1 protein-coding gene is annotated in these 441 nt (G+C 22.4%); it reads left to right on the top strand.

All coding sequences use genetic code 11. From position 1 onward, the window contains the following. Positions 1 to 441, top strand: a 441-nt coding sequence (locus tag ACF91D_RS31990) for a hypothetical protein (RefSeq protein WP_392438737.1), incomplete at both ends; no start/stop codon positions are given.

Genomic DNA, 441 nt, shown 5'->3' with positions numbered 1-441 from the left:
TCGGATGGGAATTATTTATAGAAAAAGAAAATTTAGAGAATATTTTCAAAGATTTGTTTATTGAAAATAATAATTTAATTATAGATACATTGAAAATAGATAAAGATTCTGTTTTTAAATTGAAAAACTATCGGGAAGAAACTATTACAGGTTATGTCAAAAATCAACAAATCATTTTTGATTTAGCTAATATACGTAATAACGATAGATTATTTGAATTAACTGTAATAAAGAATGGTTTAAATACATATAACTATAAGTTCAAGAAAAGAACAAAATACTTTAATTTTATTAAAGCAGATAATTTATATGAGTATGTATTACGTACATACAGTAACCACTCTATATCAATTAACAAAAAGGGAATCCATTCCAAAATACAGTCAATAAATAATAGAGATGGTATGTTATTAATTGAATATATTTCCCCGTATCAAGAAA

This window comes from Staphylococcus sp. 231237_7MaSpsaltlick (genome assembly GCF_043107035.1).
This window is presented reverse-complemented; position numbering and strand designations above follow the sequence as displayed.